General features: G+C 73.3%; 19 protein-coding genes and 1 rRNA gene. 12 read left to right on the top strand and 8 right to left on the bottom strand.

The window, feature by feature from the left end; translation table 11 throughout:
* Positions 1 to 30: 30 nt before the first annotated feature.
* Positions 31 to 147, top strand: a 5S ribosomal RNA gene (gene rrf, locus MID12_RS10810).
* Positions 148 to 245: 98 nt separating this feature from the next.
* Here the strand turns inward: rrf and MID12_RS10805 are convergent.
* From MID12_RS10805 to MID12_RS10785, 5 genes are read right to left on the bottom strand one after another with little or no spacing between them, the layout of a single operon-like run.
* The gene (locus tag MID12_RS10805) at positions 246 to 1,556 is read right to left on the bottom strand and encodes a DUF58 domain-containing protein (RefSeq protein ID WP_263166497.1); all 1,311 of its coding nucleotides are present in this window, start codon (positions 1,554 to 1,556) and stop codon (positions 246 to 248) included.
* Between the two features lie 10 nt (positions 1,557 to 1,566).
* Positions 1,567 to 2,550 (bottom strand): AAA family ATPase, encoded by a 984-nt coding sequence (locus tag MID12_RS10800; RefSeq protein WP_040249362.1) that lies wholly within the window; start codon positions 2,548 to 2,550, stop codon positions 1,567 to 1,569.
* Positions 2,547 to 3,752, bottom strand: a complete 1,206-nt coding sequence (locus MID12_RS10795) for a DUF4350 domain-containing protein (RefSeq protein ID WP_263166493.1) — start codon at positions 3,750 to 3,752, stop codon at positions 2,547 to 2,549. The genes MID12_RS10800 and MID12_RS10795 overlap by 4 nt, the downstream gene beginning before the upstream one ends.
* Positions 3,749 to 4,462 (bottom strand): DUF4129 domain-containing protein, encoded by a 714-nt coding sequence (locus MID12_RS10790; protein ID WP_263166490.1) that lies wholly within the window; start codon positions 4,460 to 4,462, stop codon positions 3,749 to 3,751. The genes MID12_RS10795 and MID12_RS10790 overlap by 4 nt, the downstream gene beginning before the upstream one ends.
* A gap of 4 nt (positions 4,463 to 4,466) precedes the next feature.
* Positions 4,467 to 5,798, bottom strand: a complete 1,332-nt coding sequence (locus tag MID12_RS10785; protein WP_263166487.1) for a glycerophosphoryl diester phosphodiesterase membrane domain-containing protein — start codon at positions 5,796 to 5,798, stop codon at positions 4,467 to 4,469.
* Between the two features lie 140 nt (positions 5,799 to 5,938).
* Between MID12_RS10785 and mtnA the strand changes: the two genes are divergently transcribed.
* From mtnA to MID12_RS10745, 8 genes are all read left to right on the top strand, one after another.
* Positions 5,939 to 7,123, top strand: a complete 1,185-nt coding sequence (mtnA, locus tag MID12_RS10780; RefSeq protein ID WP_040249354.1) for an S-methyl-5-thioribose-1-phosphate isomerase — start codon at positions 5,939 to 5,941, stop codon at positions 7,121 to 7,123.
* Between the two features lie 22 nt (positions 7,124 to 7,145).
* Entirely contained in the window at positions 7,146 to 7,835 is a 690-nt protein-coding gene (gene mtrA / locus MID12_RS10775) for a two-component system response regulator MtrA (RefSeq protein ID WP_191870552.1), read from the top strand.
* A gap of 262 nt (positions 7,836 to 8,097) precedes the next feature.
* A complete protein-coding gene (gene mtrB / locus MID12_RS10770; RefSeq protein WP_263166475.1) occupies positions 8,098 to 10,209 on the top strand; it encodes an MtrAB system histidine kinase MtrB in 2,112 nt (703 codons plus the stop codon).
* The gene (locus MID12_RS10765; protein ID WP_411576938.1) at positions 10,199 to 12,055 is read left to right on the top strand and encodes an LpqB family beta-propeller domain-containing protein; all 1,857 of its coding nucleotides are present in this window, start codon (positions 10,199 to 10,201) and stop codon (positions 12,053 to 12,055) included. The genes mtrB and MID12_RS10765 overlap by 11 nt, the downstream gene beginning before the upstream one ends.
* Before the next feature lie 274 nt (positions 12,056 to 12,329).
* Positions 12,330 to 13,556, top strand: a complete 1,227-nt coding sequence (gene thrS, locus MID12_RS10760; protein ID WP_263173051.1) for a threonine--tRNA ligase — start codon at positions 12,330 to 12,332, stop codon at positions 13,554 to 13,556.
* 610 nt (positions 13,557 to 14,166) lie between these two features.
* Positions 14,167 to 14,445 carry a ComF family protein gene (locus MID12_RS32265; protein ID WP_317633371.1) on the top strand — a complete coding sequence of 93 codons (279 nt, stop codon included), beginning with the start codon at positions 14,167 to 14,169 and terminating at the stop codon, positions 14,443 to 14,445.
* Between the two features lie 378 nt (positions 14,446 to 14,823).
* Positions 14,824 to 15,540: a ribosome hibernation-promoting factor, HPF/YfiA family gene (gene hpf, locus MID12_RS10750; RefSeq protein ID WP_040249347.1), complete on the top strand. Its 717-nt coding sequence runs from the start codon at positions 14,824 to 14,826 to the stop codon at positions 15,538 to 15,540.
* Positions 15,541 to 15,757: 217 nt separating this feature from the next.
* A complete protein-coding gene (locus tag MID12_RS10745) occupies positions 15,758 to 16,504 on the top strand; it encodes a response regulator (RefSeq protein ID WP_040249345.1) in 747 nt (248 codons plus the stop codon).
* A gap of 76 nt (positions 16,505 to 16,580) precedes the next feature.
* Here MID12_RS10745 and MID12_RS10740 read toward each other — a convergent pair whose 3' ends face one another.
* Positions 16,581 to 17,816, bottom strand: coding sequence for a winged helix-turn-helix domain-containing protein (locus tag MID12_RS10740; protein WP_263166471.1), 1,236 nt, complete (start codon positions 17,814 to 17,816; stop codon positions 16,581 to 16,583).
* Between the two features lie 82 nt (positions 17,817 to 17,898).
* Positions 17,899 to 18,486: a GNAT family N-acetyltransferase gene (locus tag MID12_RS10735; protein WP_040249341.1), complete on the bottom strand. Its 588-nt coding sequence runs from the start codon at positions 18,484 to 18,486 to the stop codon at positions 17,899 to 17,901.
* Between the two features lie 313 nt (positions 18,487 to 18,799).
* On the opposite strand from MID12_RS10735, the gene secA reads away from it, so the two are divergent.
* Complete coding sequence (gene secA / locus MID12_RS10730; RefSeq protein ID WP_040249339.1) at positions 18,800 to 21,601, top strand: preprotein translocase subunit SecA; 2,802 nt, start codon at positions 18,800 to 18,802, stop codon at positions 21,599 to 21,601.
* Positions 21,602 to 22,031: 430 nt separating this feature from the next.
* On the opposite strand, the gene MID12_RS10725 is transcribed toward secA, so the two are convergent.
* On the bottom strand, positions 22,032 to 22,898 hold the full coding sequence (locus MID12_RS10725) for an Rv3235 family protein (RefSeq protein ID WP_263166466.1): 867 nt from the start codon (positions 22,896 to 22,898) through the stop codon (positions 22,032 to 22,034).
* Positions 22,899 to 23,267: 369 nt separating this feature from the next.
* Here MID12_RS10725 and MID12_RS10720 point away from each other — a divergent pair, with 369 nt between their 5' ends.
* Positions 23,268 to 23,771: a DUF6912 family protein gene (locus MID12_RS10720; RefSeq protein WP_263166464.1), complete on the top strand. Its 504-nt coding sequence runs from the start codon at positions 23,268 to 23,270 to the stop codon at positions 23,769 to 23,771.
* Between the two features lie 90 nt (positions 23,772 to 23,861).
* On the top strand, positions 23,862 to 24,536 hold the full coding sequence (locus MID12_RS10715; RefSeq protein WP_107071304.1) for an HAD family hydrolase: 675 nt from the start codon (positions 23,862 to 23,864) through the stop codon (positions 24,534 to 24,536).
* Positions 24,537 to 24,632 lie beyond the last annotated feature (96 nt).

Genomic DNA, 24,632 nt, shown 5'->3' with positions numbered 1-24,632 from the left:
GTGTGGCTTCGGTTGTGTGTTTCATAGTGTTTCGGTGGTCATAGCGTGAGGGAAACGCCCGGTTACATTCCGAACCCGGAAGCTAAGCCTTACAGCGCCGATGGTACTGCAGGGGGGACCCTGTGGGAGAGTAGGACGCCGCCGAACAAATTGTAGAGAAGAGCCCCTGTACCGGGAGACCGGTATGGGGGCTTTTTTCATTTCCAGGGGTAATTCCCGTTCCCCGTCCTGTTCCCGGACCCCTTTCAGAGCTTTCCGGCGGCCTTCAGGGCCAAGTACGTGTCGGCGAGGGCGGGGGCCAATTCGTCCGGGAGGGCATCGACCACATGGACACCGTGGCGGGTGAGGCGGGCGGCGACGCGGTGGCGTTCCGCCTCCGCCTGGGCCCCGGCGGCCGCGCTGTACACCGCCTCCGTACTGCCGCGTGAGGCGGCCATGCCGGCGATGTGCGGGTCCGCGACCGAGGCGATGAGGACGGTGTGGCGGTCGGTGAGGGTGGAGAGGACCGGGAAGAGGCCTTCTTCGAGGGGGGCGCTCTCCAGGCCGGTGAACAGCACGATGAGGGAGCGGCGGGGCGCGGAGCGCAGTGCGGCGGCGGAGAGTCCCCGGGAGTCCGTCTCCACCAGTTCCGGTTCGAGCGGGGCCATCGCGTCGACCAGGGCGGGCAGCAGCTCACCGGAGGCCTTGCCCTGGACCAGGGCCCGTACGCGGCGGTCGTAGGCGAGCAGGTCCACGCGGTCTCCGGCGCGGGAGGCGAGCGCGGCGAGGAGGAGGGCCGCGTCCATGGCGGCGTCGAGCCGGGGCGCGTCGCCGACCCGGCCTGCGGAGGTGCGGCCGGTGTCGAGGACGAGCAGGAGGTGCCGGTCGCGTTCCGGGCGCCAGGTGCGGACGGCGACGGTGGACTGCCGGGCGGTGGCGCGCCAGTCGATGGAGCGGGTGTCGTCGCCGGGCACGTACTCGCGCAGGCTGTCGAATTCGGTTCCCTCGCCGCGGGTGAGCAGGCTGGTGCGGCCGTCGAGTTCGCGCAGCCGGGCCAGTTTGGACGGCAGGTGCTTGCGGCTGGTGAACGGCGGCAGGACGCGGACGGTCCAGGGGACCCGGTGGCTGCCCTGGCGGGCGTACAGGCCGAGGGGGCCGTAGGAGCGCAGGGTGACGCGGTCGGCGATGCGGTCGCCGCGGCGGGTGGGGCGCAGGCGGGTGGTGAGGCGGCGGCGTTCGCCGGGCGGGACGGTGAGGGTGTGCCGGGAGGCGTCCTGCTCGGTGCCGGGGCGCCAGCTGCTCGGCGGCCAGGCGTCGCGTACCCGGGCGCGCAGCGGGCGGCGCGAGGTGTTGGTGACGGTGAGGGTGACCTCGGCGGGTTCGCCGAGGCGTACGGAGGTGTCGCCGGTGCGGCTGAGGCCGAGGCGGCGTACGGGGGCGGCGAGGGCGACGTCGCAGGCGCAGGCCAGGGCGACGGCGCCGTCGACGGCGAGGATGCCGGTCCAGCTCGGGGCGAGCAGGCCGACCGGGAGGGAGCCGAGGGCCGCGAGGAGCGCGGCGCGTCCGGTGGGTGCCATGTCTCCTCGGTCAGCGGGGGACGGGTACGTGGGCGAGGATCGCGTTGATGACGGAGTCGGCGGTGACGCCTTCCATCTCGGCCTCGGGGCGCAGCTGGACGCGGTGGCGCAGGGTCGGCAGGGCGAGGGCCTTCACATCGTCGGGGATGACGTAGTCGCGGCCGGTGAGCCAGGCCCAGGCGCGGGCGGTCGACAGGAGCGCGGTCGCGCCGCGGGGGGAGACGCCGAGGGTGAGCGAGGGCGATTCGCGGGTGCTGCGGCAGAGGTCCACGACGTATCCGGCGATGTCGGGGGAGACGGTGGTCTTCGCGACGGCGGTGCGGGCGGCTTCGAGGTCGGCGGCGGTGGCGACGGGGCGCACTCCGGCGGCGGCGAGGTCGCGGGGGTCGAAGCCGGAGGCGTGCCGGGTGAGGACGTCGATCTCGTCCTCGCGGGAGGGCAGCGGGATCGTCAGCTTCAGCAGGAAGCGGTCGAGCTGGGCCTCGGGCAGCGGGTAGGTGCCCTCGTACTCGACGGGGTTCTGGGTGGCGGCGACGAGGAAGGGCTCGGGCAGCGGGCGGGCGGTGCCGTCGACGGTGACCTGGCGCTCCTCCATGGCTTCGAGCAGGGAGGACTGCGTCTTCGGCGGGGTGCGGTTGATCTCGTCGGCGAGCAGGAGGTGGGTGAAGACGGGCCCGGGCTGGAAGGAGAACTCGGCGGTGCGGGCGTCGTAGACCAGGGAGCCGGTGATGTCGGCGGGCATCAGGTCGGGGGTGAACTGGACCCGCTTGGAGTCGAGTGCGAGGGCGGAGGCGAGGGCCCGTACGAGGAGGGTCTTGGCGACGCCGGGGACCCCTTCGAGCAGGACGTGGCCGCGGCACAGCAGGGCCACGACGAGGCCGGTGACGGCGGGGTCCTGGCCGACCACGGCCTTGCCGATCTCGGTGCGCAGGAGTTCCAGGGAGGCGCGGGGGCCGCCCGGACCGCCGGCGTTGTCAGTGGTCGGGTCCATCATGAAACGCGTACCTCTCTTTCGAGGGCGTCGAGTTGATCGGCGAGCTGGATGAGGGCCGCGTCGTCGTGCGGGGGCGGCCCGAAGAGCAGGGCGAGCGGGTCCCGGCCGGGCTCGGGGAGCCGGGCGGCCAGGGCGGGCAGCAGGGTCTCGGGCGCGTGCGCCTGGGCGGGGGAGACACCGAGCAGGGGGGCGAGGCGCAGGCGGGAGGCGGAGCGGAGGGCCGCGGCGGCACGGTCGCGGGCCCGGGTGCGGTGGTAGAGGCGGACGCGGCCTTCGGCGGTCTCGGAGGCGCGTACGGCGACGGGGAGGCGTTCGGGGACCAGCGGGCCGAAGCGGCGTGCCCGCCAGAAGGCGGCGAGGACGGCGGCGAGGGTGAGTTGGAGGGTGCCCCAGAGCCAGCCGGAGGGGATCAGGTCGAAGAAGCCGCGTTCCTCGCCGTCGGTGGCGGCGGAGTCGGAGAGCGAGGGGAGGTACCAGACCAGATGGGGCCGGGAGCCGAGGAGTTGGAGCGCGAGGGAGGCATTGCCGTGGGCGTCGAGGCGTTCGTTGAAGAGGATGTCGGGCGAGCCGAGCAGCACGGTGTCGCCGGGGGAGTCCTGGGCGGGGATCCGCAGCAGGGAGGCGGATCCGGCGTCCCGGTAGCAGGACCGGGCGCCGGGTGCGGTGGTGGTGTAGCGGACGCCGCCCACCTCGGCCGTGCCCGCGCGGCGGGCCTCGGGAAGCGAACAGCCGGGCGGGAGCAGCGAGTTGAGGCTCGGGGTGTCGGCGGCGGTGGTCCCGGGGGCCAGCCGCCGGGTCGCGCCGGGCCCGGGGGCGAGCAGGACGGTGCGGCCGCGGGAGTCGAGCTGGCCGAGGCGCCGCTGCTGGCCCGTGGTGAGCAGTTCGGGGCGGGCCACCAGGAGTGTGGTGTCCGCGCCGGTGGCGGCCTCGGCCTCGGCGGTGGTGGTGACGACCCGGGTGGACACCCCGCGTTCGGCGAGGAGTTCGGCGACGGCGCGGCTGCCGTGCGGGTCGGCGGCGCGCGGGTCGAGGCGCCCGTGCTCGGCCCCGGAGCGTACGAGGGCGATGACGGCGGCGGCGAGCAGCAGCAGGGCGAGCGCGAGCAGCGGTCCGCGGCCGCCGCGCCACAGTCCGCGGGCGGTGGGCGCCAGCGAGGTCGGGGCGGCCGGTGCGGGGGCGGCCGGTGGTGCGCCGGTGGTCACCGGATCGCCTCCCAGGAGCCGCGGCCGGTTGCGGCGGAGGCGGCGAGGTCGGGCTTGGCGCGCTCCAGTTCGCCGTCGAGGGCGGTGAGTTCCTCGTACGCGGCGGGGGTGGCGCGGCGGCCGCCGTATGCGATGTCGTCGAAGGCGCGGGCCGCGGTGCGCAGCCGCTCGGCGTGGGCGGGCAGCGGGCGGCCGGCCTCGGCGGCGGCCTCGTCGGCGGTGCGGCCGGGGCGCGGGTCGAGGAGGGCGCGTTCCTCCAGGGCGCGCACCAGGGCGCGCATGCGTTCCTGGACGGCCTGGTTCCAGTGGCCCTGGGCGGCATGCGCCTCGGCCTGGGCGCGGTGTTCGGCGGCGGTGCGGGCGCGGTCCTCGAAGAGCGCGGCGCCCTTGTCCGCCGAGGGGGTGCGGCGGGGGGCGCCGAGCCGCCACCACAGCAGGGCGGCGAGGGCGAGCACGGCGAGGACGATGACGGTCAGGCCGAGTCCGCCGCCGGGGGTGGCGCCGGAGGCGGAGTTCAGCAGCTGGTCCAGCCAGTCCCAGAAGCGGTCGAGGGCGCGCTGGAAGAGGCTCGGTTCCTGGTCGTGGTACCGGCCCTTGGTCAGCTCGCGGCGGGCGGCCTCCCGCGCGTCCTCGCGGGAGACGACGACCGGCGGTTCCTCGCCGGACGCCGCGCGCAGCACCGTGCCGAACAGGTCCCCCGTCGCCCTCACCCGCTCAGCTCCCGGTGGCGTAGCCCTGGACGCCCGCGGCGCGGCCCAGTTCGAGGTCGAGGGCTTCCCGGCGGATGCGCTGGTCGATGTAGAGGAGCACGGTCACGCCCGCGGAGACGGGGAAGCTCAGCATGGAGCCGATGACCGCGCCGACGCCCTGGATGATCAGGAAGGTCCAGCCCATGTCGGAGGAGCTGTTGTTGAGGAAGGTGTCGAGGCTGCCCTCGCCCACCGCGCCCGCGACGAGGGTGAAGGGGATGACGATGATCGACGAGAGCACGTTGGCGATGATCGCGCCGAGCACCTGGATGCCGAACACCCGCCACCAGGAACCCTGGACGAGTTTCGTGGAGCGCCGCATGGCCTGGCCGATGCCCTGCTTCTCCAGCATCAGCGCGGGCGAGGCGAGGGAGAAGCGCACGGTCAGCCAGATCGCGACGGCGGCGCCGGCGAGCAGCCCGAGGACGAGCAGGCCGACCGCGGCGTCGGAGCCGTCCGAGCCGAGCGCGACGAGCAGGGCGGGCAGGCAGGCCAGGGTGACGACGGCGAGGGCGATCAGCGGCAGCAGCAGGGTCAGGCCGAGCAGGCGCACCATCTGAGGCCGGGCGTCCCGCCAGGCCTCCGCGGTGCTGACCGGCCTGCCGATCACGGCGCGGCTGGTGACGGTGGTCAGCAGCGCGGTCGCGACGATGGTGCCGATCAGGGAGATCAGCAGGACGATGCCGGAGCCGAGCAGGGCGTCGCCCATGGCGTCGGCGACCTCGTCGAGGCTCGCGGTCTCGTCCTCCAGGGCGGAGGTGTCCGTCATGTCGTTGAGGTAGAGGCCTTGGAGGAGGACCACGGCGACCTGGGTGACGACGGCGACGGTCAGCGAGATGCCGAGGACGGTGCGCCAGTGCTTGCGCATCGTGGAGACCGCGCCGTCGAGGATCTCGCCCACGCCGAGCGGGCGCAGCGGGATCACCCCGGGCTTGGCCGCGGGCGGGGGGCCTCCCCAGCCGCCGAAGCCTCCCCAGCCGGGTCCGCCCCGGCCGGGACCGCCTCCTGCGGGGCCGCCTCCCCAGCCGCCGCCTCCTGGGCCCGAGGGTCCCGGGCCGCCGCCGGGCTGTCCCCAGCCGGGCTGCTGCCGCGGGGGCGGGCCCTGCCCCGGCTGTCCGCCGCCGGGGGCCGTCCACTGGGCGGGAGGGGGCTGGTTGCCGGACCACTTCGAGGAGGGACCGCCCGGGTTCGAGGAGGGATCGCCTTGGCCGCCCGCCGCCTCCTGGCCGGGGGCGCCGGGCTCCTGCCCGTCGGAGGGGGAGGATCCGGGCGAGGCCCAGCCCGGAGAGTCGTTCATCGTCGCTCCTTCTCGGTGCCCGTCCGCGGTCGCGGCGGCAGCTTGGCGCCCATCGTGCCATGGGGCGTCGGCGGGCGGACCGGGTGCTGCCGGGGCAGTGCACCTTCAATAGTGGCGCCGGGGGCGGGCACACTGTGCGGATGGCAGATCACGAAGCGCGCGCACAGGTGGATGCACCGGCCGACGGCATTCCCACGATCCGCTGGGAGGAGCCCCCGGAGGGCCCCGTCCTCGTCCTGCTCGACCAGACCCGGCTCCCGGCCGAGGAGGCCGAGTACGTCTGCACGGATCCCCCCTCCCTGGTGGAGGCGATCCGCACCCTGGTGGTCCGCGGGGCGCCGGTCCTCGGCATCGCCGGGGCGTACGGGGTGGCACTGGCCGCGGCCCGCGGCTTCGACGTGGACGAGGCCGCGGAGGCGCTGGCCGCCGCCCGGCCCACCGCCGTCAACCTGGCCCGGGGGGTGCGCAGGGCGCAGGGTGCCTACCACCGGGCGCTGGCGGGGGCGGCCTCCGTGGCGGCCTCGACGGGACCGGACGCGGAGGACTCCGCGGGCACCGCGGACCAGGTGGCCCTGGCCGCGGCCGTCGCGGCGCTGGCCGCCGCGCGGGCACTGCACCGGGAGGACGCGCAGGCCAGCGACCGGATGGCCGCCCATGGCCTGGCCCTCCTCGGTGAGCTGCTGCCCGGGGGCGGGCACCGGCTGCTCACCCACTGCAATACGGGCGCGCTGGTCTCCGGCGGGCGCGGCACCGCCTTCGCCCTCGCGCGGGCCGCCCACGACCGGGGGCAGCTGCGCAGGCTGTGGGTGGACGAGACCCGGCCGCTGCTGCAGGGGGCGCGGCTGACCGCCTGGGAGGCCGCGCGGGCCGGCATGGCGTACACACTGCTCACGGACAACGCGGCGGGTTCGCTCTTCTCGGCGGGCGAGGTGGACGCGGTGCTCGTGGGCGCGGACCGGATCGCCGCCGACGGCTCGGTCGCCAACAAGGTGGGCACCTACCCGCTCGCGGTGCTCGCGCGCTACCACCATGTGCCCTTCCTGGTGGTGGCGCCGGTGACCACGATCGACCCGGACACCCCGGACGGCGCCTCGATCGAGGTGGAGCAGCGCGCCGCCCATGAAGTGACAGAGGTCACATCGCCGACTGCGGGTGGCGCGGGCGGCCCCGGGGGCGGGGTGAGCGTGGCACCGCTGGGGACCCAGGCGTACAACCCGGCCTTCGATGTGACGCCTCCTGAGCTGGTCACGGCGATCGTCACGGAGGAAGGTGTGGTGTCGCCGGTGACGGCCGAAGCGCTGACCGAGCTGTGTGGCAGGTCATGACGGGTAACGATTCGCTAATGGGATGATGTCATTCATGAAGGGACGAGTCCTTGTCGTCGACGACGACACCGCACTGGCCGAGATGCTCGGCATTGTGCTGCGTGGTGAGGGTTTCGAGCCGTCTTTCGTCGCGGACGGCGACAAGGCGCTGGCGGCATTCCGGGAGACCAAGCCCGATCTGGTCCTGCTCGACCTGATGCTTCCCGGACGGGACGGCATCGAGGTCTGCAGGCTGATCCGGGCCGAGTCCGGGGTGCCGATCGTGATGCTCACCGCCAAGAGCGACACCGTGGACGTGGTGGTCGGCCTGGAGTCCGGGGCCGACGACTACATCGTGAAGCCGTTCAAGCCCAAGGAGCTGGTGGCCCGCATCCGTGCGCGGCTGCGGCGCTCCGAGGAGCCCGCCCCCGAGCAGCTGACCATCGGTGACCTCGTCATCGACGTGGCCGGCCACTCGGTGAAGCGGGACGGGCAGTCGATCGCGCTCACCCCGCTGGAGTTCGACCTCCTGGTCGCGCTTGCCCGCAAGCCGTGGCAGGTGTTCACCCGGGAGGTCCTTCTCGAGCAGGTGTGGGGCTACCGGCACGCGGCGGACACCAGGCTGGTCAACGTGCACGTACAGCGGCTGCGCTCCAAGGTCGAGAAGGACCCCGAGCGGCCCGAGATCGTGGTGACGGTCCGCGGAGTCGGATACAAGGCGGGACCGAGCTGAGATGAACCCGGACGACAGTGCCGCTGCGGCGGGCGGGGCGTCGGGCGCCCACGCCGAGCGGCCTGTCGGCCGGGGGCACCCGGACCGCCCCGTCACACCCGCACCACCCGTACCTCCCGCGCCCGGCTCCGGGGGCGCCACCGCCCCGGCGCCCTCCGGCGCGCACGCCGACGCACCCGCCCCCGCCCCGCACGCTCCCGGCGCACCCCCCAAGGGCCCGGCGGCGGCCCGCCCCGGCCGGTCCGCCAAGGCCAGGAAGGGGATGAAGGCCGCGGCGCCCTCGCTCGGGCGGTTCCTGGACACCGGTCTGATGCTCCAGGGCGGGGTGCAGGGCAGCCCCGTACTGCGGCTTTTCACGCGGTGGGTACGGCGTCCGCTGCTGCCCGCGCTGCGGCTGTGGCGGCGCAACATCCAGCTGAAGGTCGTCGCCACCACCCTGCTGATGTCGCTCGGCGTGGTGCTGCTGCTCGGCTTCGTCGTCATCGGGCAGGTCCGCAACGGCCTCCTCGACGCCAAGGTGAAGGCCTCCCAGGGCCAGGCGGACGGCGGCTTCCGCGCCGCGAAGGACCGCGCCGACTCGGCCAGCTCCGGCCAGGCGCCCGAGGGCGCGGACCCGGACGGGCAGCCGGGCCAGAACCCGGCGGTCTGGATGAACGACCTCGTCGAGCAGCTGTCCAGCGGCGGCCAGAGCGCCTTCGACGTCGTCACCCTCAGCCCCACCGCCGAGGGCGACACCGGCAGCGTCCGCGGCCCGCGCGCCTCCGGCGGCGTCGACCCCATCTCCAGCGTCCCCGAGGAGCTGCGCGACAACGTCCGCCGCGGCACGACCTTCCAGAGCTACACCCGCATCGTCTACGGGGACGGCCAGGCACCCCAGCCCGGACTGGTCATCGGCAAGCAGCTCAACGGCCCCGACAGCGAGCCGTACCAGCTGTACTACCTCTTCCCGCTCACCCAGGAGGAGAAGTCGCTCAGCCTGGTCAAGGGCACCCTGGCCACCGCCGGGCTCTTCGTGGTGGTGCTGCTCGGCGCCATCGCCTGGCTCGTGGTGCGCCAGGTCGTCACCCCCGTACGGATGGCCGCGGGCATCGCCGAGCGGCTCTCCGCGGGGCGCCTGCAGGAGCGGATGAAGGTCACCGGCGAGGACGACATCGCCCGCCTCGGCGAGGCCTTCAACAAGATGGCGCAGAACCTCCAGCTCAAGATCCAGCAGCTGGAGGACCTCTCCCGGATGCAGCGCCGCTTCGTCTCCGACGTCTCGCACGAACTGCGCACCCCGCTGACGACGGTACGGATGGCCGCCGATGTCATCCACGAGGCCCGCGAGGACTTCGACCCGATCACCGCCCGCTCCGCGGAACTCCTCGCCGACCAGCTCGACCGCTTCGAGTCGCTGCTCGCCGACCTCCTGGAGATCAGCCGCTTCGACGCGGGCGCGGCGGCCCTGGAGGCGGAGCCGATAGACCTCAGGGAGGTCGTACGGCGCGTGGTCGGCGGCGCCCAGCCGCTCGCGGACCGCAAGGGCAGCCGGGTGCGGATCCTCGGGGACCAGCAGCCGGTGGTCGCCGAGGCCGACGGGCGGCGCGTCGAGCGGGTGCTGCGCAACCTCGTCGTCAACGCCGTCGAGCACGGCGAGGGCAAGGACGTCGTGGTGCGCCTCGCCGCGGCGGGCGGCGCCGTCGCGGTCGCGGTACGCGACTACGGCGTGGGCCTCAAACCGGGCGAGGCGAGCCGCGTCTTCAGCCGCTTCTGGCGCGCCGACCCGGCCCGCGCCCGCACCACCGGCGGCACCGGCCTCGGGCTGTCCATCGCCCTGGAGGACGCCCGGCTGCACGGCGGCTGGCTCCAGGCCTGGGGCGAACCGGGCGGCGGCTCGCAGTTCCGGCTCACCCTGCCGCGTACGGCCGACGAGCCGCTGCGGGGCTCCCCGATCCCCCTGGAACCCGACGACTCCCGCCACAACCGCGAGCTGCGGAAGGCCGGGCTGCCCCCCGGCGGTGCGGAACGCGCCGTGACGGTTCCCGAGCGCAGCCCCGTCACGGTGTCGCGCGAGGCACAGGGCCACCCCGTCTCCCCGCTCGCCCGCTCGCTGACCCCGGTCGGGGGCTCGGGCACAGGCGCGACGGCGGTCGTCACCGGGGAGGGGACGGCGAAGAGGGAGACGGCCCCTACGGGGGCGGAAGGGCGCCCGGCACCGGCCACGGGCGCGCCCGCGCAGCCGGAACCGGGGACCCCCGACTCGGCCGCCCCCGCCACCGAGTCCACCCCCGGTACACCTTCCCGTTCCCCCAAGCCCGCCCCGACCGGCGACCCCCGGGACCGCGACAGCCGCGGCGGCCGGGGCGCCGACGAGGAGACCCGACGTGGCCGATGACCGCTCCCGGCGCCGCACCGGCCGCCCGCTGCGCACCGCCCTGGTGCTCGGCTGCTCCGGCGCCCTCCTCGCGGGCTGCGCCTCCATGCCCGACACCGGCGACGTACGGGGCGTCGAACCCTCGCAGCGCCCCGACGCCCAGGTCCGCGTCTTCGCGATGCCGCCGCCGCAGAAGGCCACCCCCGACGAGATCATCCAGGGCTTTCTCGAGGCCCTGACCAGCGACGACCCGCAGTTCGAGATGGCGCGCAAGTACCTCACGCGCGAGGCCTCGCGGAACTGGCACCCCGAGAGCTCCACCACGGTGCTCGCCGACGGGCCCAGCACCGAGGCCACCGACCGGGGCTCGACCCAGGACGGCCAGCCGGGCCGGAACTGGCTGCTCACCGGCCGCGAGGTCGCCAAGGTCGACGGCCGGCGCGCCTACACGCCCCGCAAGTCCACCTACTCCGAGCCCGTGCACCTGTCCATGGACCCGGACGTGGAGGGCGGCCCCGAGTGGCGAATAGACCGGCCGCCGAGCGGAGTCGTCCTCGGCGAGTCCGACTTCCAGCGCATCTACCGCTCCGTCAGCAAGTACTACTACGCGGCCGATACGGTGCCCAGCGACGGCGGGCAGGGCGATGTCGTCGCCGACCCCGTCTACGTACGGGAGCGAATAGACCCGCTCACGCAGACCGTGCGCTCGCTGCTCGAAGGGCCCACCGAGTGGCTGGACCCGGCCGTCACCTCGCTCTTCCCCAAGGGCACCCGGCTCGCCGCGGGCACCAAGGGGCTCGCCCCGGACGACCAGAACACCCTCACCGTCCCGCTGACCCGGCAGGCGGACCGGGTCGACCTGCGCCGCTGCAAGCTGATGGCCACGCAGATCCTGTACACCCTTGAGGACTTGACGCCCGCCGGGATCGAGGAGGTCAAGCTCCTGCGCTCCGACGGCCGCCAGCTCTGCCCCCCGCTGCGCGAGGACGACGCCGAGGCCGCGGCCCCGCACCGCACCGCGGGACAGGCCCGCTACCAGTACTTCCTGGACGGGCAGCGCCGCCTCGTCCGGCTCTTCGGCACCTCCACCGGCCACAAGGCCGAGCCCGTACCCGGCGCCTTCGGCGAGGGCGGGCGCAAGCTGCGCGGTGCCGCCGTCTCCCGCGAGGAGGACAAGGCCGCGGGGGTCTCGCTCGACGGGCGCTCCCTGTACGTGAGTTCGCTGGTCCAGGGCGCCGAACTGGGCGAGCCGGTGATCAGCAGCAGCGCCAAGGCGGAGGACAACCGGCTCACCGCGCCGAGCTGGGACGGCCGGGGCGATCTGTGGGTGGCCGACCGCGACCCGCTGGACCCGCAGCTGTACCTCCTCAAGGACGGTGCGGGCACGCCGAAGCCGGTGGCCGTCGCCGGACTCGGCAAGGGCCGCATCCAGGCCGTACGGGTGGCGGCCGACGGGGTGCGCATCGCCCTCCTCGTGGCGGACGGGGGCAAGAAGTCCCTGCGGGTCGGCCGCGTCCAGCGCACCCCCGGCGAGAACGGCCCCGCCCGCATCAGCGTGCACCAACTCCGCACCGCCGCACCGCAGATGGAGGACGTCACCGCGATGTCCTGGGCCGGCGGCAGCAGGCTCGTGGTCGTCGGGCGCGAGGAGGGCGGCGTCCAGCAGATCCGGTACGTGCAGTGCGACGGCTCCGCCCCGGCCGGCGGCGTCCTGCCCGGCCTGACCGGAGCCGAGGAGATCGCCGCCGCCGAGGACGAACGCCTCCCGCTGATCGCCCACTCCGACGACGGAATCGTCCGCCTGCCGCCGGGCGCCCCCTGGCAGACGGTGGTGGGCGAGGGGACGGCGCCGGTCTATCCGGGGTAGCCCTGGTCGGGGCTGTCGGGGCTGTCGCCAGGTAGGGCCGCTCTCCTCCGGGGGCTGTCCGGCGGATCTCCTGACCGAGGAATCGACCGCGTGGACCGCGGTGCATCCTGCTAACGTCCGCGACATGAAGCGCGCTGCCATGACGACGACGCCGGAGAGTGTCCCGGCGCGCTGACAGATGATCTGATCCGAAGCCCCGGGGCGAGTGCCCCGGGGCTTCGTCGTAGGCCCGGTCACTCGCTCCGCACCCAGCGAGGAGACCGCGATGACCACCGTGCACGACCACCGCAAGCTCGGCCGTGAACTGGGTCTGTTCGACACCGATCCGCTGATCGGCGCAGGCCTGCCGTACTGGCTGCCCGACGGCGCGGCCGTGCGGCACACCCTGGAGGAGTACATCCGTGCCGCCGAGCGGCGGGCGGGCTACCAGCACGTGTACTCACCGGTACTCGGCAAGCGGGAGCTGTACGAGATGTCGGGGCACTGGGCGCACTACAGCGACGACATGTTCCCCCCGATGGACCTCGGCGGAGAGCAGGTCGTCCTGCGGCCGAGCCTGTGCCCCCATCACGCGGTGATCTACCGCTCCCGCTCCCACAGCTACCGCGAACTGCCCCTGCGGATGGCCGAACTGGGCGGCATGTACCGCTCCGAACTCTCGGGCGTGCTCGGCGGACTGACCCGGGTGCGGGCCATCCAGCTCAACGACGCGCACATCTTCTGCACCCTGGACCAGGTCGCCCGGGAGGCGCAGGCGGCCCTGGAGATGATCCGCCGGGCGTACGAGGCGCTCGGCATCACCCCGACCCGTTACCGGCTCTCCCTCCCGGGCCCCGGCGGCAAGTACGTCGCCGCACCCGAGAAGTGGCAGCGGTCCACCGCCCTGCTGACCGACGTCCTCGACCGCTCCGGCCTGCCCTACGAGGCGGCCGAGGGAGAGGCCGCGTTCTACGGCCCCAAGATCGATGTCCAGGTCACCGACGGCGCCGGCCGGGAGTCCACCCTGTCCACCGTCCAGGTCGACTTCCACCAGCCCGAGCAGTTCGACCTGCACTACATCGGCGCGGACGGCGCCCAGCACCGCCCGGTCATGGTGCACCGCAGCATCATCGGCAGCGTGGAACGAGCCGTCGCTCATCTCATCGAACAGCACGGCGGTGCCTTCCCCGCCTGGCTCGCCCCCACTCAGCTGGTGATCCTCCCGATCTCCGACACCGAACTGCCGAACGCCGCGGCCCTCGCCCACCGTTGCACCCTTCTCGGACTGCGTGCCCAGATCGCGGGACCGGACCGCGGCAGCCTGGGCGCCCGCATCCGAGAGGCCCGCCTGGTTCCCTACCAAGCCGTCATCGGCGCCAAGGAGGCCGCTGACGATCACGTCGCACTGCGCTTGCGTGACGGACGCCGACTCGACCCGCTGCCGGTCGATGACGTACTGACCCGCATCAGCGCTCTCATCGGGGCCCACGGCACCGACCTGTGGGCCGACCCCACCTCGTAGCGGAGGGTGCCGTCAGCGGTGGGTGGGCGCGGTGCTGCCTGTGGACAGTCGTCCATGCCTGCGAGGGGGTTCACTCCCAGGGCATCGGTGGCGGACGCGGCGACCGCGGGAGTTATCCACAGGCCTTTCGCGTTCCCGCCCCTCCCCCCACAGTAGAGCCATGCGACGGCTCTGGCAGGACCTCGCCGACCTGGTGCTCCCGGCCGACTGCGCCGGGTGCGGCGAACCGCGCACGGAGCTGTGCGGGCGGTGCCGTGCGGCGCTGCACGGGCGGCGGCCGCGCCGGGTGCGGCCCGATCCGGCGCCGGGCGGGCTGCCGGTGGTGCATGCCGCCGCGCCGTACCAGGACGCGGTACGCGCCGTGCTCCTCGCGCACAAGGAGCGCGGGGCACTCGCGCTGGCCGCTCCGCTGGGCACGGCCCTGGCGGGGGTGGTACGGGCGGCACGGGGCGGCGCGGGGGGAGGGGGAGGGGAGGGGGGAGGGGCCCCCACCCTCCTCGTCCCCCTCCCCTCCACCCCCCGCTCCACCCGCGCCCGGGGCCACGACCCCACGCGCCGTGTCGCGCTGGCCGCCGCGCGTGTGCTGCGGGGCTCGGGGGTGCCCGCGCGGGTGGTGCCCGTACTGCGGCAGCGGCGGGCGGTCGCCGATCAGTCGGGGCTCAACTCCCGGCAGCGGAAGGCGAATCTGAAAGGGGCGCTGGAAGTGAATGCGAGAGCGGTCCGGCTGTTCGGCTCGGGGGCTCGCGTGATCATTGTGGACGATCTTCTGACCACGGGTTCTTCGTTGGCCGAAGCCGCACGCGCATTGTCCGCGGATGCCGGGGTAAGGAGGATCTCAGCGGCGGTGATCGCCGCTCCTGCCGAGGCTTTCGAAGTAAACAGGAACTGATCGAAAACTTGCATCGTTGCAGGTAGAGAGAGACTGGTGACACCCGAACGGAGGTAGGTACCGGTAGAGGGTGACGACTTCCTCCGGGCGAGATATGTTCGGTTGTGAGGAATGACGGAGGTACCGGATCCGGAGCCGCAAGGCGGATCTCGGCCTGCCCCTCACACAACCGAATGCCTGACCGCTGCCGCGGGTAGCCGAGTGAATCGACGGAATCGACGATTCTCGCAATCACCCGGTCCGGTGGGGTGGAGATCTTGCCCGCGGGGGAGGAGGAGGTGGAAGTCACCGAGTCCGAGGCTCCGGGAGCACCGGGGCCTGGTGCGAAAGGGAGATGCTCCGCCGCCGTAGCGGAGCTATCCGGGAACGGAGTTCTGCGTGGACATCGTCGTCAAAGGCCGCAAGACCGAAGTACCCGAGCGGTTCCGCAAGCACGTGGCCGAGAAGCTGAAGCTGGAGAAGATCCAGAAGCTCGACGCCAAGGTGATCAGCCTCGACGTGGAGGTGTCCAAGGAGCCGAACCCCCGCCAGCACGACCACTGCGAGCGTGTGGAGATCACGCTCCGCTCGCGGGGTCCGGTGATCCGGGCGGAGGCGGCTGCCAGCGACCCGTACGCAGCGCTCGACCTTGCGACCGAGAAGCTCGAGGCGCGACTGCGCAGGCAGCACGACAAGCGGCGCACCCGCCGCGGCTCGGGCAGGCTTTCAGCGGCTGAGGTTGCCGACCACGTCCCGGACGCGGCGCACCTCAACACCGACGGCACCCTCGCAAAGGACGAGCCGGAGTCCGACGACGGCGTCCCCACCAAGCGGATGGGCTCGCTGGAAGTGAAGGGCGACGGCCCCCTCGTGGTCCGCGAGAAGACCCACATCGCCGCCCCGATGACGCTGGACCAGGCGCTCTACGAGATGGAGCTCGTCGGGCACGACTTCTACCTCTTCGTCGACTCGGAGACGAAGGAGCCGAGCGTCGTCTACCGGCGTCACGCCTACGACTACGGCGTCATCCACCTCACCACGGACCAGATGGTGACGGCCACCTCGGATACGGCGGACGCCTCGATGTCCGCGGCCGGTGGCGTGATCGGCGCTTGACGCGAAGAAGGTGACCACCACGTTTCGGCGCCCCCGGGTGCGCATTGGCGCCCCGGGGGCGCCGGTGTGCTCCCGCGGGGCTCTCGCGACGTCACCGTTTCGCCTGCCGGGCATGGAATCATGACCGGCAGGCCAACCGGGGTGCTGCCGCCCCGGGTTGGCGCCTTCGACCCGGCAGCGCTGGAAGACAGGGCCATGGCCTTCAGGGGGAGGAACGATGGCGGACAGCTTCGGACCGATGCGTGAGCAGGGTGCCGACCTCGGTGCCGTCGGCATGGGCCCGCAGGGCGGAGCACCGGGGCAGGAGCCGATCCGGGTCCTCGTCGTCGACGATCACGCGCTCTTCCGGCGGGGACTGGAGATCGTGCTCCAGGCCGAGGAGGACATCCTCGTGGTGGGGGAGGCCGGGGACGGCGCCGAGGCGGTGGACAAGGCGGCCGACCTGCTGCCCGACATCGTGCTGATGGACGTCCGGATGCCCAAGCGCGGTGGTATCGAGGCCTGCACCTCCATCAAGGAGGTGGCCCCCAGCGCGAAGATCATCATGCTGACGATAAGCGACGAGGAGGCCGACCTCTACGAGGCGATCAAGGCCGGGGCCACGGGCTATCTGCTCAAGGAGATCTCCACCGACGAGGTGGCCACGGCGATCCGCGCGGTCGCCGACGGGCAGTCCCAGATCAGTCCCTCCATGGCCTCCAAGCTGCTCACCGAGTTCAAGTCGATGATCCAGCGCACCGACGAGCGCCGTCTGGTGCCCGCGCCCAAACTCACCGACCGCGAGATCGAGGTGCTCAAGCTCGTCGCGACCGGCATGAACAACCGTGACATCGCCAAGGCGTTGTTCATCAGCGAGAACACGGTGAAGAACCATGTGCGCAACATCCTGGAGAAGCTGCAGCTGCACTCCCGGATGGAGGCCGTGGTCTACGCGATGCGGGAGAAGATCCTCGAGATCCGCTGAACAGGGCTGATCTGCGCTCAACAGAGCGCCCGCCGGGGCGCGTTCGCGACCGGCTCCCGGCCCCGGCACCCTGCTCTCAGCCCAGCAGCCGCGCCACCTCCGCCGTCAGCGGTGCCCGCAGTTCCTCCTCGGCCAGCCGCTCGACGCGTACGGCGGTGCAGTCCACCCAGTTCGCGGCCTCCACCAGCGCCTGGGCGACGCCGGGCACCGCGGCGGGCCCGGCCAGCGATATCTGCTTGGCGACCAGGGTCTTCCCCTCCCGCCCCGGGTCCACCCGGCCGACGAGGCGGCCGCCGGAGAGCACCGGCATCGCGAAGTAGCCGTGGATCCGCTTGGGCCGCGGGACGTAGGCCTCCAGGCGGTGGGTGAAGCCGAAGATCCGCTCGGTGCGGGCGCGTTCCCAGACCAGGGAGTCGAAGGGGGAGAGCAGGGTCGTGCGGTGGCGGCCGCGGACCGGGGTGCCGAGCGCCTCCGGGTCGGCCCAGGCCTCGGCGGGGCCGCGCCCGGCACCGCGCGCACCGCTGCCGGGGCGCCCCCAGCCCGCCACCGTGACCGGGACCAGGCCGGAGTCGGCGAGCACCGCGTCGACCTGCTCGCCCCTGAGCCGGTGGTAGTCGGCGATATCGGCCCGGGTGCCGACGCCCAGCGACCGGCCGGCCAGGCGCACCAGGCGGCGCACGCACTCCCGGTCGTCGAGCTCGTCGTGCAGCAGCGCCTCGGGGATGGCGCGTTCGGCGAGGTCGTAGACGCGCTTCCAGCTGTGGCGGCGGGTGCAGACCACCTCTCCGTACATCAGGGCGCGTTCGACGGCGACCTTGGCCGCGGACCAGTCCCACCACTCGCCGGTGCGCTTGGCGCCGCCCAACTCGGTGGCGGTGAGCGGGCCTTCGGCGCGCAGCTGCTTGATGACCTGCTCGTAGGCGCCGTCCGGCAGCTCGTGGTTCCAGTGCGGGCGGGAGCGGTAGGCGCGGCGGCGGAAGGCGAAGTGCGGCCACTCCTCGACGGGCAGGATGCAGGCGGCGTGCGACCAGTACTCGAAGGCGTGCGGCCGGGGGCCGCCCTCGGTGGCCGGTGCCCAGTACGCCTCCTCGACGCGGCCGCGGCCGACGGCGCCGAGCCGGGCGTAGGGGACGAGTTCGTGGGAGCGGGCGAGGACGGAGATCGTGTCCAGCTGCACCGCGCCGAGGTGCCGGAGCACGCCGCGCACGCCGCCGCGGCGGTCGGGGGCGCCGAGCAGCCCTTGTGCGCGCAGGGCTATGCGGCGGGCCTCGTCGGCGGACAGCTCTGTCGTCGGACGCGGATCAGTCGTCATGAGCGCACCCTAGAACGCGGCACTGACATCGCCGCCCGGGCGGGGTGGCCGGCCCCGGGGACCGGGCTCCGGCGGGCCCGGTTCAGGCGGCCGGGCCCGGTACGTAGGGCGAGTTGGCGGGCAGGTCGAGGTCGGCGGGGAGCAGGGAGCCCACCCAGCAGTCGCGGCGCGCGCCCCGGTGCTCCATGCCCGCGCGCTGGACGCCCTCCATGGTGAAGCCGGCCCGCAGGGCGGTGGCGCGGGAGCCGTGGTTGCCGACCTCCGCGCGCCACTCGATGCGGTCGATCCTGGCCTCGGTGCAGGCCCAGCGGCAGACGGCGAGGGTGGCCTCGACGACGTAGCCCTTGCCGCGGTGCTCCCGGGCGGCCCAGAAGCCGATCTCGCCGGTGCCGGGGCCGCGCCTGGTCAGGCCGAGCATCGCGGCGAGCGGTCCGTGGGCGGCGCCCCGGCCGCGCGGGAAGACGCCGAAGGTGAACATGGACGCGTCGTGCCAGCCGTCGGGGACCATCTGGCCGGTGAACCCCGCGGCGTGCTCGTGGAGATAGGGCGAGGGGATCGTCGTCCAGTGCTGGATGTCGGGGTCCTGGCAGGCCTCGTAGACGGCCTGGGTGTCGTCGGGACCGACGGTGCGCAGCAGCAGGCGTTCGGTGGCGAGGGCGACGGGTTCCATGGGCCGATTGTGTGGGTGGTGCGAAGAGCGCGCCAAGGCTTTTCGCCGGGCGGGCGCATGCCGGTCGCCGGGCGGGCGCGTCCGGCGCGTACCGGGCGCGTGCGGGCAGGGCGCGCGCCGCCGCGGGTGAGCGCCCGGTGACTTTCCGTGCGGGCCGGGCACCTTCCGGGACGCCCGTCCGTTGGCTCGGTACCGTGGGCAGTTGTCGTCGTCGCGGCAGACCTCCCGGCGTGGCGGGGTCCTCGCATACGATGGCCGTTGCCCGAAGTAATAACGACCGTGCCAGGCCCGACCGGCAAGGAGAACACCCCCCGTGTCCGTCCTCTCGAAGATCATGCGTGCAGGCGAAGGCAAGATCCTGCGCAAGCTGCACCGCATCGCGGACCAGGTCAACTCCATCGAAGAGGACTTCACGGGCCTCTCCGACGCCGAGCTGCGCGCCCTCACGGACGAGTACAAGGAGCGCTACGAGGCGGGCGAGACCCTCGACGACCTGCTCCCGGAGGCCTTCGCCACGGTCCGCGAGGCCGCCAAGCGCGTGCTCGGCCAGCGGCACTACGACGTGCAGATGATGGGCGGCGCGGCGCTGCACCTCGGCTATGTCGCCGAGATGAAGACCGGTGAGGGCAAGACCCTGGTGGGCACCCTGCCCGCGTATCTGAACGCGCTGTCCGGCAAGGGCGTCCACCTGATCACGGTCAACGACTACCTGGCCGAGCGCGACTCGGAGATGATGGGCCGGGTCCACAAGTTCCTCGGCCTGGAAGTCGGTTGCATCCTGGCGAACATGACGCCGGCGCAGCGCCGCGAGCAGTACGGCTGCGACATCACCTACGGCACCAACAACGAGTTCGGCTTCGACTACCTGCGCGACAACATGGCCTGGTCGAAGGAGGAACTCGTCCAGCGCGGCCACAACTTCGCGATCGTCGACGAGGTCGACTCGATCCTCGTCGACGAGGCCCGTACGCCGCTGATCATCTCCGGCCCCGCCGACCAGGCCACCAAGTGGTACGGCGACTTCGCCAAGCTGGTCACCCGTCTGAAGCGGGGCGAGGCGGGCAACCAGCTCAAGGGCATCGAGGAGACCGGCGACTACGAGGTCGACGAGAAGAAGCGCACCGTCGCCATCCACGAGTCCGGTGTCGGCAAGGTCGAGGACTGGCTGGGCATCGACAACCTCTACGAGTCGGTGAACACCCCGCTCGTCGGCTACCTGAACAACGCCATCAAGGCCAAGGAGCTGTTCAAGAAGGACAAGGACTACGTCGTCATGGACGGCGAAGTCATGATCGTCGACGAGCACACCGGCCGTATCCTCGCGGGCCGCCGCTACAACGAGGGCATGCACCAGGCGATCGAGGCGAAGGAAGGGGTGGACATCAAGGACGAGAACCAGACCCTCGCCACGATCACCCTGCAGAACTTCTTCCGCCTGTACGACAAGCTCTCCGGCATGACCGGTACGGCGATGACCGAGGCCGCCGAGTTCCACCAGATCTACAAGCTGGGCGTCGTGCCGATCCCGACGAACAAGCCGATGATCCGCATGGACCAGTCGGACCTGATCTACCGCACCGAGGTCGCCAAGTTCGACGCCGTCGTCGACGACATCGCCGAGAAGCACGGCCAGGGCCAGCCGATCCTGGTCGGCACCACCTCGGTCGAGAAGTCCGAGTACCTCTCCCAGCAGCTCAACAAGCGCGGCATCCGGCACGAGGTCCTCAACGCCAAGCAGCACGACCGGGAGGCGACCATCGTCGCCCAGGCGGGCCGCAAGGGCGCCGTCACCGTCGCCACCAACATGGCCGGACGAGGCACCGACATCAAGCTCGGCGGCAACCCGGACGACCTCGCCGAGGCGGAGCTGCGCGGCCAGGGCCTGGACCCGGTGGAGCACGCCGAGCAGTGGGCGGCGGCGCTGCCCGCGGCCCTGGAGCGGGCCGAGCAGTCGGTGAAGGCGGAGTTCGAGGAGGTCACCGACCTCGGCGGGCTGTACGTCCTCGGCACCGAGCGGCACGAGTCGCGCCGTATCGACAACCAGCTCCGCGGCCGCAGCGGCCGCCAGGGCGACCCCGGCGAGTCCCGGTTCTACCTCTCCCTCGGCGACGACCTGATGCGCCTGTTCAAGGCGCAGATGGTCGAGCGCGTGATGGCGATGGCGAACGTCCCCGACGACGTCCCGATCGAGAACAAGATGGTCACCCGCGCCATCGCCTCCGCCCAGTCGCAGGTCGAGCAGCAGAACTTCGAGACCCGCAAGAACGTCCTCAAGTACGACGAGGTCCTCAACCGGCAGCGCGAGGTCATCTACGGCGAGCGCCGCCGCGTCCTGGAGGGCGAGGACCTGCACGAGCAGGTGCAGCACTTCATGGACGACACCATCGACGCCTACATCCAGGCGGAGACCGCCGAGGGCTTCGCCGAGGAGTGGGACCTGGACCGGCTGTGGGGCGCCTTCAAGCAGCTCTACCCGGTGAAGGTCACCGTCGAGGAGCTGGAGGACGAGGCCGGCGACCGCGCGGGCCTGACCGCCGAGTTCATCTCGGAGTCCATCAAGGACGACATCCACGCGCAGTACGAGGCCCGCGAGGAGCAGCTCGGCTCCGAGATCATGCGGGAGCTGGAGCGCCGCGTGGTGCTCTCCGTCCTGGACCGCAAGTGGCGCGAGCACCTCTACGAGATGGACTACCTCCAGGAGGGCATCGGCCTGCGGGCGATGGCGCAGAAGGACCCGCTGGTCGAGTACCAGCGCGAGGGCTTCGACATGTTCGGCGCCATGATGGACGGCATCAAGGAGGAGTCCGTCGGCTATCTGTTCAACCTGGAGGTCCAGGTCGAGCAGCAGGTCGAGGAGGTCCCGGTCGAGGACGCGGCGCCCGCCCAGCAGGACGCCGTCCCTGCGGGTGCCCGCCCGGAGATCCGCGCCAAGGGCCTGGACGCCCCGCAGCGCCCGGACCGCCTGCACTTCTCCGCGCCCACGGTGGACGGTGAGGGCGGTGTCGTCGAGGGCGACTTCGCCGACACCCCGCCGCGTTCCGAGTCGGACGGGCTGACCCGCGCCGAGCGCCGCAAGCAGCAGCAGAAGGGCGGCAGCCGCCGCCGCAAGAAGTGAGCCGGGGCGGCCCGGACCGCGGGGCGAGAGACCGCGGATCCGGGACGCCGGACAGCTGACGCACAGGGACCGGTGGCCTCGGGGGCCGCCGGTCCCTCGTGGTTCCGGAGGGCCCCGGCCTTTTCGCGGTCAGCTGCCCAACTCTTCGCGGGCAGGGGGGCGGTGGGGCCTTCGCGGTGGGTCTGTTCTTGGTGCGTCCCTTCGCCGTGGGTCTCCTCGCGATGCGTCCCCTCGCCGTGGGTCTGTTCGTGGTGCGTCCCTTCGCGCAGGTGCCCCGCGCGGTACGGGGCTCGCCGCTGCTTCGCGGTACGGTGCGCCGCCCCTTTGCCGTGCGGGGCCCGCCGCTGCCTCGCGGTACATGTCCGCCGCCCTTTGCCGTACGGGGCCCGCCGCTCCCTGGCGTACAGGACGCGGCCCTTGCCGGGTGCGCTCAGACGGCGGCTTCCGCTCGGTGCCGCCGCCCCCGCTCCTGTCCCTGCCCCTGCCCCTGCCCCTGCCCCTGCCCGTGTCCCTGTCCGTGCCCCTGCCGGGGGACGGCGCCCAGTTCCACGGCCGTGCAGCGCCAGCGCAGATCGCGGCCCCGCTCCAGCCGGTAGGCCATGGCGCGCACCCTGCCGTCGGCGGCGATCCGGGCGAAGGCCTCCATGGCGCCCTCCTGCGGGACGCACCAGCCGAGGTCCCGCACCACCGGCGGCGGACCGCAGGTGCCGAGCGGCGTCCGCTCGGCGAGGGAGGCCAGCTCGTCGTAGGCGCTGGACGCGGTGTGGCGGAGCATCCAGTGCACCGGCCGCTGTCCGCTGAGCACCGCGAGCAGCCGCTCGGCGAAGGCCTCGGCGGGGTGCGGCTCGGGTGCCGGGGCCTGCCGCCGGGGCAGCGCGGCACCGGGGCGGCGGCCGTCGCGTCTGCCGGGGGGCCGGGTGCCGCTGCCGGGGCGCCGCCGGTTCCTCGCCATCACCTTGGCGAAGCCGTCCGCCTGCGCGAGGAGGTCGGCCTCGCGGGCTCGCGGGGTGCTGGCCGCGTCGGCGTCGGCGGAGGCGGTGCCCTGCGCGGTCGTCGCTGTGGGCGAGGCCGTGGCCGTGGTCCTGGCCGTGGTCGTGGCCGCGGTCCTCCGTGCCGCCGCGACGCCGGACGCGGCCGAGCTGCCGATGGCGGTTGTGACGCCGCGGACCGCGACGCCGCGGACGGTCGTCGTGCCGCTGGGGGCCGTGAGGACGGTCGTCGTGCTGTGGCGGGTCGTGAAGACGGTCGTCGTGCCGCTGCGGGTCGTGGGGACGGTCGTCGTGCTGCTGTTGGTCATGGTGAGCCCCGTGTCCGGTCGGCCCGGGGGGTCCGGGCGCTGCCGTTTGCCGGGATCCTGGCCGAGGCCCGGGGGCGTGGCGAGCACCCCGTGTCCGTGGCGCGGGCGCCGGGAGAATTCACCTATCAGGGTGAGAGGCGTGCGGCAGGGCCCGTGAGGACCGGGATCCGGGTGTCCGCGGGAGCCGCCTCCGGGCCCGGGGACACCGCCCCGAAGGGGGACTCCCGCACGTACTCTGGGAGCCGTCGCCGGGCGGGGTGTCCGTCCGGGAGGCAGCGCCCGGGGGCGTCACCGGCAGACGCGTACCGGCGGAGTCCGGAGCGTCACCGGCGAATCCAGACGGGCGTCACGAGCAGAAAGCGGCCAGTCATGCGTGTCTATGTCCCCCTGACCCTCTCCGGCCTCGCCGAGGCGGCCAAGGCCGGAGAACTCGGACCGGGCCCGCTGACCGCGTACGCGGTGACCCCCGGCCTGCGCGAGTGGTACCTCTCCGACGACATCGAGGAGCTGGAGTACGCCGCCCTCAACCGCGCCGCCCTCGCCTCGCTGCGGCAGCTCGCGCTCGACCCGGCCGCGGCCCGCCGCCGGGTGGTCGTCGCGGTCGACGTGCCGGACGGCGAGGCGCAGGCCGACCCGGACCTCGGGCTCGACCCCTCCTCGCTGGGCGAGGTGCGCCTGGCGCGGCCGGTTCCGCTGGCCAAGGCCGCCGCCGTGCACGTCGACTCCGAGGAGGCGGAGGCCGACGTACGGGCCGCCGCGGACGCGGTCGGGGCGGCGGACGTGGGCGACGACGACGCGCAGTTCACCGTGGACGGCGCCGAGGACCACGAGCTCCTCTGGTACGCGACGCAGGAGATCCCGAACCTGATCTGACCGGCGCGGCCGCCGCTGCCCGGCCCGCCGTGAGCGAGGCCACGGACGGCGGGCGGGGCGTTGTCGGTGGGCCCGGGTAGGTTGCGAGGCATGGGGATGAAGCAGGCAGCGGCAGGGCACATCGTCTGGGACTGGAACGGCACCCTGTTCCACGACATCGAGGCCGTGGTGGGCGCGACCAACGCGGCCTTCGCCTCCGCCGGGATAGACCCGGTGACCGTCGCGCAGTACCGCGAGCTGTACTGCGTGCCCATCCCCCGTTTCTACGAGCGGATCATGGGCCGGCTGCCCACCGAGGCCGAGTGGCAGAGCATGGACGGCGTCTTCCACCGGCACTACACCGACCGGCGGGCGGCCTGCGCCCTCGCCGAAGGGGTGGAGGAGCTGCTCGGCCAGTGGTCCGCGGCGGGGCACAGCCAGTCGATCCTCAGCATGTACGGGCACGACGAACTGGTGCCGCTGGTGCGCGGCTTCGGCATCGCCTCGCACTTCGTCCGCGTCCAGGGCCGCACCGGCCCCTCCGGCGGCAGCAAGGCGGAGCACATGGTCCGCCACCTGGCCGCGCTCGGCGGCGGCATAGCACCGGAGCGCACCGTGGTCATCGGTGACGCCGCCGACGACGCGGTCGCCGCGGCGCACGCCGGGGTGCGGGCGGTGCTCTACACCGGCGGCTCGCACGGCAGGGCCAGCCTGGAGGAGACCGGCGCCCCGGTGGTGGACAGCCTCGCCGAGGCGGTGGCCGAGGCGCGCCGGATGGCCGCCTGAGCACGGGAGCCGGCACCGGGGCGCGTCCCCTCACCGCCTGAGCAGGGACCCGCCGCCGGGGCAGCAGAGAGCCCGCCGCCGGGGCGCGTCCCCCGG

Source organism: Streptomyces sp. SCSIO ZS0520 (genome assembly GCF_025643355.1).
Classification (GTDB): domain Bacteria; phylum Actinomycetota; class Actinomycetes; order Streptomycetales; family Streptomycetaceae; genus Streptomyces; species Streptomyces physcomitrii.
This window is presented reverse-complemented; position numbering and strand designations above follow the sequence as displayed.